Annotated in this window: 4 protein-coding genes; 3 read left to right on the forward strand and 1 reads right to left on the reverse strand. The window is 67.4% G+C overall.

Annotated features, from left to right (window positions below; genetic code table 11):
• The first annotated feature begins 125 nt into the window (after positions 1-125).
• From imuA to B0E49_RS19735, 3 genes are read left to right on the forward strand one after another with little or no spacing between them, the layout of a single operon-like run.
• A complete protein-coding gene (gene imuA, locus B0E49_RS19725) occupies positions 126-878 on the forward strand; it encodes a translesion DNA synthesis-associated protein ImuA (RefSeq protein ID WP_077564497.1) in 753 nt (250 codons plus the stop codon).
• Complete coding sequence (locus B0E49_RS19730) at positions 847-2181, forward strand: DNA polymerase Y subunit UmuC family protein (RefSeq protein WP_077564499.1); 1335 nt, start codon at positions 847-849, stop codon at positions 2179-2181. Before imuA ends, B0E49_RS19730 begins: the two co-directional genes overlap by 32 nt.
• Before the next feature lie 12 nt (positions 2182-2193).
• Positions 2194-5439, forward strand: a complete 3246-nt coding sequence (locus B0E49_RS19735) for an error-prone DNA polymerase (RefSeq protein WP_077564502.1) — start codon at positions 2194-2196, stop codon at positions 5437-5439.
• Between the two features lie 188 nt (positions 5440-5627).
• On the opposite strand, the gene B0E49_RS19740 is transcribed toward B0E49_RS19735, so the two are convergent.
• Positions 5628-6647 carry a carbohydrate kinase family protein gene (locus B0E49_RS19740; protein ID WP_353647364.1) on the reverse strand — a complete coding sequence of 340 codons (1020 nt, stop codon included), beginning with the start codon at positions 6645-6647 and terminating at the stop codon, positions 5628-5630.
• Positions 6648-6905 lie beyond the last annotated feature (258 nt).

The following is a 6905-nucleotide window of genomic DNA, read 5'->3' on the forward strand; positions in this document are numbered from 1 at the left end:
GCGGCCATGCCACGTAAGCGACAGGCGGCCGTGCGGCATGCCGGAAGGGTCTGGATTCAGGAGGCTTGCAACAGTTTAATTTTACTGTATAAATAACCAGTTATCTTCTGAACCCCTTTCCCGCCATGGCTGCTTTGCTTTCCCTTCTTTCTCCGGCGACCGGGCCTGGCGATCTGTCGCAGGTCTGGCGCGCGGCCGAGCTGGGGCGTGTCGATGGTGCGGTGCTGCCCACGGGCCATGCCGCGCTCGACGCGCAGTTGCCCGCGAACGGCTGGCCGGTGGGCGCCATGATCGAGGTGCTGCAGGAACAGGCCGGTGCGCACGAGTGGGATTTGCTGCTGCCGGCGCTGGCGCGGCTCGCCGGCGCGCACAGCGGCCCGATCGTGCTGGTGGGCGCGCCCCATGTGCCGTTTGGTCCCGCACTGGCGGCGCGTGGCCTGCCGGGCGAGCGCCTGTTGTGGGTCGATGCGGCAGCGCCGGCCGCACGGCTGTGGGCCTGCGAGCAGGCTTTGCACTGCCTTGATGCGGCCGCCGTTCTGGCCTGGCTGCCGCAAGCCCGCGCCAGCGCCTTGCGGCGCCTGCACATGGCCGCGCAGGACGGCGGCAAGCTGTTTTTTGTCTTTCGCCCCGCAGCGATGCAGCACGAGTCTTCTGCCGCCTCGCTGCGTCTGCTGCTCGGCGGCATTGATGTGATGACGGTGGACATTTTCAAGCGCCGTGGCCCGCCGCTGCCGGCGCCGCTGGTGCTGCCTGCGCGAGCGCCACGGCTGGCGGCCTTGCTGGCGGCCAGCCACGCGCGACGTTCTCCCGTACCAATGGCCACGGTGCGTTCATTCAGGCCAAGCCATGCGCTGGATCGCGTTGCTGCCGCAGGCTGAGGCGGGCCAGCCGCCGGACGCCACGGCGCTGGGCTGGTGGGCGCTGCAGTTCACGCCGCGCGTGGTGCTGGTGGACGAGGCCGTGCTGTTGGAGGTCTCGGGCAGCGAGCGCCTGTGGGGCGGCCGGGACCGCTTGCTGGCCCGGCTTTGCAAGAAAAATGAGGCTCCAGCCCTTGCCATTCATGGGCAGGGCGCTACATCTTTGATAGCTCTTGCGCTGCTGCGGCTGGCGGCACAGGGCCAGAGCGCGCCGCGCCATGTGCCCGATGATCTGCCCCTGGCCACACTGAGCGCGGCGCGGCCTCATTTGCACACGCTAACGCGGCTCGGTTGCCAGCGCTGGGACCAACTGCGGGCGCTGCCGCGCGGCGGGGTGGCGCGGCGCTTCGGCGCCCCCTTGCTCGAAGCGCTCGATGCCGCCTATGGCCGCCAGCCCGAGAGCCATGACTGGCTCGTCTTGCCCGAGGCCTTTGATCTCCAGTGCGAGCTGCCCGCGCTGGTGGACGCGTCGCCGGCGCTGATGTTCGGCGCGCAGCGCCTGCTGGGGCGGCTGCGCGCCTGGCTGCAGGCGCGCCACCGCGGCGCGCTCGCGCTGGAGCTGGTCTGGTCGCTCGATGCGCGGCGCGTCAACGGCGTGGCCGTGCCCGCCGAGGAGCAACTGGTGATCCGCACGGCCGAGCCCACGCAGGATATGACGCACCTGGGCCGGCTCATGGCCGAGCACCTGGCGCGCGTCACCTTGCCGGCACCGGTGCACAGCCTGCGGCTGCGTTCGCTGGAGACCGCCAGACTGGTCACGGCCAGCGCCAGCCTGCTGCCCGCCGAGCGCACGCCCGGTGACAGCCTGCAGCAGCTGGTGGAGCGCCTGAGTGCGCGGCTGGGTGCGCAGCAGGTGGTCTGCTTGAGCGCCCAGGCTGATCACCGGCCCGAGCAGATGCAGAGCCGCATCGCAGCGCAGGATGCTATTAGAAAAGTAGCTAACCGTGTAGACCCGACAAGGGCTGCAAGCACAAATGATCTGCAAGAGGGGGCGCTGTACCCGACCTGGCTGCTGCGCGAGCCCCTGCGCCTGGCGGTGCAGGGCGAACGCCCGCAACATGGGGGCCCGCTGCGTTTGCTGGCCGGCCCGCAGCGGCTGGAGGCCGGCTGGTGGGGATCTGATGCCGCAAGCGGCGCGGCCTTGCGCGACTACTTCATCGCGCAGAGCGAGCAGGCCGGCCTGCTGTGGATTTACCGCGAGCGGCTCGCGCCCGCGCCCGCCCGGGCCGAAGTGCGCTGGTTCCTGCACGGTATCTACGCCTGAAGGCGGTGCGTCATGGATGCTTCCTTGCCTGATTACGCCGAGCTGCATTGCCTGTCGAATTTCAGCTTCCAGCGCGGCGCCTCGCATGCCCAGGAACTGGTGGCGCGTGCTCACGAACTCGGCTATGCGGCATTGGCCCTCACCGATGAATGCTCGGTGGCGGGCGCGGTGCGGGCCCATGTCGAGGCAAAAAAGTGCGGGCTCAAACTGCTGCTGGGCAGCGAGTTCCTGCTCGACGGCTTTCGGCTGGTGGCGCTGGCGCGCAACCTTCAGGGCTGGGGCAATCTGTGCGAGTTCATCACCGCGGCGCGCCGCCATCCGCTGCAGGAAGTGCACAAGGGCGAGTACCGCGTGAGCCGCGCCGGCAGCGATTTCGCTTTGTTGCAGGACTGTGAAATCATCCTGGCACCGCTGCGGGAAGAATCAAGCGCTATCGATTTTGAAGCGCTCTGCGAGCGTGTGGTCTGGGCTCAGGGGCTATTTGGCTGCGCAACCTGGCTGGCGGCCGAACTGCTGCTGAGGTTGGACGACGACCTGTGGCTGGACACGCTGCAACGCGTGAGCGCCGCCACCGGCGTGCCCCTGGTGGCCGCCGGCGACGTGCACATGCACGTGCGCTCGCGCAAGCCGCTGCAGGATGTGATCACGGCGATCCGGTTGGGAAAGCCGGTGGCCGAGTGCGGCTTTGCCTTGCAGCCCAACGCCGAGCGCCATCTGCGCCAGCGCGTGCGCCTCGGCGGCCTCTATCCGCCGCAGTTGCTGGCCAGCACCCTGGTGGTGGCCGGGCGCTGCAGCTTCAGCCTTGATGAAATCAAATACAACTACCCGCTGGAGACCGTGCCCGCGGGCTTGAGCCCGGCGCAGGCGCTGGCGCAACTGACCTTCGAGGGCGCGGCGCAGCGTTACCCGCAAGGCATTCCGGGCAGCGTGCAGCAGCAGCTCGCGCGCGAACTGGCCCTGATCGCCGATTGCCAGTACGAGATGTTTTTTCTCACGGTGCACGACATCGTGCGTTTCGCGCGCAGCATCAGCATCCTGTGCCAGGGCCGCGGCTCGGCCGCGAATTCGGCGGTCTGCTACTGCCTGGGCATCACGGCGGTGGACCCGACGCGCTCGCATTTGCTGTTCGAGCGCTTCATCTCCAAAGAGCGCAAGGAGCCGCCCGACATCGACGTGGACTTCGAGCACGAGCGGCGCGAGGAGGTCATCCAGTACATCTATGCAAAATACGGCCGCGATCGTGCCGCCATTGCGGCGGTCGTCACCACCTACCGCACGCGCAGCGCGATCCGCGATGTGGGCAAGGCGCTGGGCCTGCCGCTCGCGCTGGTCGATGCCTTCGCCAAAGAGCACTACTGGTTCGACGACGCGCTGGCCGTGCAGCGCCTGCGCGAGCTGGCGCAGCAGGCCGGGCAGGAAATCGGCGCGCGGCCTGCGCAGCTGTGGCTGGAGCTGACCGAACAGCTCAAGGGTTTCCCGCGCCACCTGAGCCAGCACGTGGGCGGCTTCGTGCTCACGCAGGACAAGTTGACCAGGCTGGTGCCGGTGGAGAACGCCGCGATGCCCGAGCGTTCCATCATCCAGTGGGACAAGGACGACCTCGAGGATATGGGGCTCATGAAGGTCGACGTGCTGGCGCTCGGCATGCTGACCGCGCTGCGGCGCTGCCTCGATTTTGTGAGCCAGCGGCGCGGCCAGCCTTTTTCGATGCAGGACATCGAGCCCGAGGATGCCGCCACCTACGACATGATCTGCGCCGCCGACACCGTGGGCGTGTTCCAGATCGAGAGCCGCGCGCAAATGTCGATGCTGCCGCGCCTGCGACCCCGCGTGTTCTACGACCTGGTGGTCGAGGTGGCCATCGTGCGACCGGGGCCGATCCAGGGCGGCATGGTGCACCCTTACCTCAAGGCCCGGGAGCGCATCCGCCAGGGCCTGGACATCCATTACGAAAAGACCGACCTCAAGGAAGCCCTGGCGCGCACGCTGGGCGTGCCCATCTTCCAGGAGCAGGTCATGCAGATCGCGATGATCGCGGCCGACTTCACGCCAGGCGAGGCGGACCGCCTGCGCCGCTCCATGGCGGCCTGGAAGCGCCATGGCGGCGTGCACAAGTTCGAGGGCCGGCTGATCAACGGCATGCTGGCCAAGGGCTATCGGCGGGAGTTCGCCGAGGCCATCTTCAAGCAGATCCTGGGTTTTGGCGAATACGGCTTCCCCGAAAGCCATGCCTTCAGCTTTGCGCTGCTGGCCTATGACAGCAGCTGGCTCAAACGCCACGAACCGGCCTGTTTTCTGGCCGCGCTGCTGAATTCGCAACCCATGGGTTTTTATCAACCTTCGCAGCTGATCCAGGATGCGCGGCGCCACGGTGTCGTCGTGCTTGCGCCCGATGTGACGCGCAGCGATTGGGATTGCACGCTTGAAGAAAGCTCCGAACGAGAAAGCCCCGAAAGCAGCGAAGGGACGCCCCGAGCAAGCTCAGCCCCCTCGGGGGGCAGCGCAGCACACGAAGTGGCAAGCGTGGGGGCACCTTGCGTGCGCCTGGGCCTGCGACTGGTCGGCAGCCTGAGCGAGGCCGGGGCAGGGCGGCTGGTGCAGGCGCGCTCGCAGGCGCCATTCACCAGTACCGAAGACCTGGCCCTGCGCGCCCGGCTCGACCGGCCGGACCTCGACGCGCTGGCCGCGGCCGATGCGCTGATCTCTCTCTCGGGCCATCGGCGCCAGCAGGTCTGGGACGCTAGCGCGCAGCAGCGCGCGCCCGCGCTGCTACAGGGTGCGCTGGTCCATGAAGAGGCGCTGGCGCTGGCCGCCGCGCCCGAAGGTGAGGAGATCGTGTTCGACTACGCCGCCATGGGCCTGACCCTGCGCCGCCATCCACTGGCGCTGTTGCGGCCGCGGCTGGCGCGCATGCAGTTGCTGACGGCGCACGAGCTGCAGGATCTGCCCAGTGGCCAGCAGGTGGCGGCCTGCGGCCTGGTCACCGTGCGCCAGCAGCCGCAGACCGCCAAGGGCACGATCTTCGTCACGCTCGAGGATGAAACCGGCCCGGTCAACGTGATCGTGTGGAAGCATGTGCGCGAGCGCCAGCGCGACGAACTGCTGCACTCACGCCTGCTCGCGGTGCAGGGCACCTGGCAGCGCGATGTGGACAGCGGCGGCGCGGTGCGCCACCTGGTGGCCGAGCGCCTGACGGACCTCACGCCGCTGCTGGGCCGCCTGGGCCAGCAGGCCAGCCGCAGCCGGGATTTTCATTGAAGGACACTGCCATGTCTGCCCCTAATGAGACCGCCCGACGGCTCTTCATTGGCCTCATGCCGGATTCCCGCGTACAGGCAGGCCGCGCTCCGGGCCCATCGCCGGCACAGGGGTGAGCATGAAGCCGACGAGCCGTTGGAGGCCACGCGTGACGCTGGTCTGTCATGCGGTGCGCCCGCTTGTGAGGTTCAGTCCAGCTCGCTGCGTCGCGGCATGTCGGCCCCGCGGCGTGAACAGGTGATCGCGGCGGCGCGCGCGGCGAAGCCGAGTGCCAATTCAAGGTCGGCGCCGGACAGCGCCGCGAGCGCTGGCACCGACAACGCATCGTGTTCGGCCATCCAGGTCAGCAGCGCCGCCTGAAAGGTGTCGCCGGCACCCACCGTATCGATCACCTCGACCGGGATTGTCGGCACAGTGGCGGATGCGTTCGGCGTGCAGGCCACGACCCCTTCGCCGCCGCGCGTCACGACGGCCAGCGTCACGCCGCGGCCCAAGGCCTGACGGGCGAATTCCTCAGGGGCAACACCGGGCAGAAGCAACTGCAGGTCTTCCTCGCTGATCTTGAGCAGGTCAGTGCGCGTGAGCATCCATTGCAGCATGTCTTTCCAGCGTCCCAGGTCGGGCTCCACGTTCAGGCGGATATTGGGGTCATAGGCGATCAGCGTGCGCCCATGTTCTCGCTCGACCAGGGCGCGCAGGGTCGAAGCGGTCGGATCCACGACCGTGGCAAAGGAGCCGAGATGGATCGCGCGCAGGCCTTGGGGCAACGAAGCCAGCGCGTCGATCGGGAGCAGGCGGTCGGCACAGCCGTGACCGTAGAAGGAGTAGGAAGGCACGCCCCTGGCATCCACGCCAACGAGCCCGAGCGTGGTCGGCGCGTCAATGCGCTGTACGGTCGAGGTATCGACCCCCTCGGCCGCGAGCGCGTGCACCAGTCGCTCGCCGAGGAAGTCACGCGATACAGCCGAAAAAAACGCCACGGGCTGCGCGAGCCGCGCCAGCCCGACCGCCGTATTGAACGGTGATCCCCCGACACGGGCGTCCAGGGTCATGCCTGCGGCGGTGCTACCGACCGCGAACACGTCCATCAATGCTTCACCGCAGACAAGGAACATGACACAGCTTTCATTCTGGTTGAGGGAGCCATCACAGCGCGCGGCGGCAGTGGCAACAGGCCAAGCATGCCTGTATTCGCTTTTCTTGGGCATCAGGGTTTTCCATTAATAAATCGCCTTGATTTATTAATTATTGGCACCGATACTTGTGCCAGATCCGGAAGCGAGATCGGCAAAACCAGATGTCGAACACTGCCGGTTCAAGGCCCCAATCCGATCCTTACCAGCAACCATCTTGAATGAAGACCTTAATTTGTCACTGCGATAGCGTTGTTCCAAGGCGACTTGGTGCGAGCGATGGCATTGAGGATGACCAGCAGCTTGTGCATGCAAGCCACCAGGGCGACCTTC

Source organism: Polaromonas sp. C04 (assembly GCF_002002705.1).
GTDB lineage: Bacteria > Pseudomonadota > Gammaproteobacteria > Burkholderiales > Burkholderiaceae_C > Rhodoferax_A.

Coding starts and splice junctions, on each gene's coding strand:
- B0E49_RS19735 (WP_077564502.1), top strand. CDS start 2,194: ATGGATGCTTCCTTGCCTGATTACGCCGAGCTGCATTGCCTGTCGAAT.
- imuA (WP_077564497.1), top strand. CDS start 126: ATGGCTGCTTTGCTTTCCCTTCTTTCTCCGGCGACCGGGCCTGGCGAT.
- B0E49_RS19730 (WP_077564499.1), top strand. CDS start 847: ATGCGCTGGATCGCGTTGCTGCCGCAGGCTGAGGCGGGCCAGCCGCCG.
- B0E49_RS19740 (WP_353647364.1), bottom strand. CDS start 6,647: ATGCCCAAGAAAAGCGAATACAGGCATGCTTGGCCTGTTGCCACTGCC.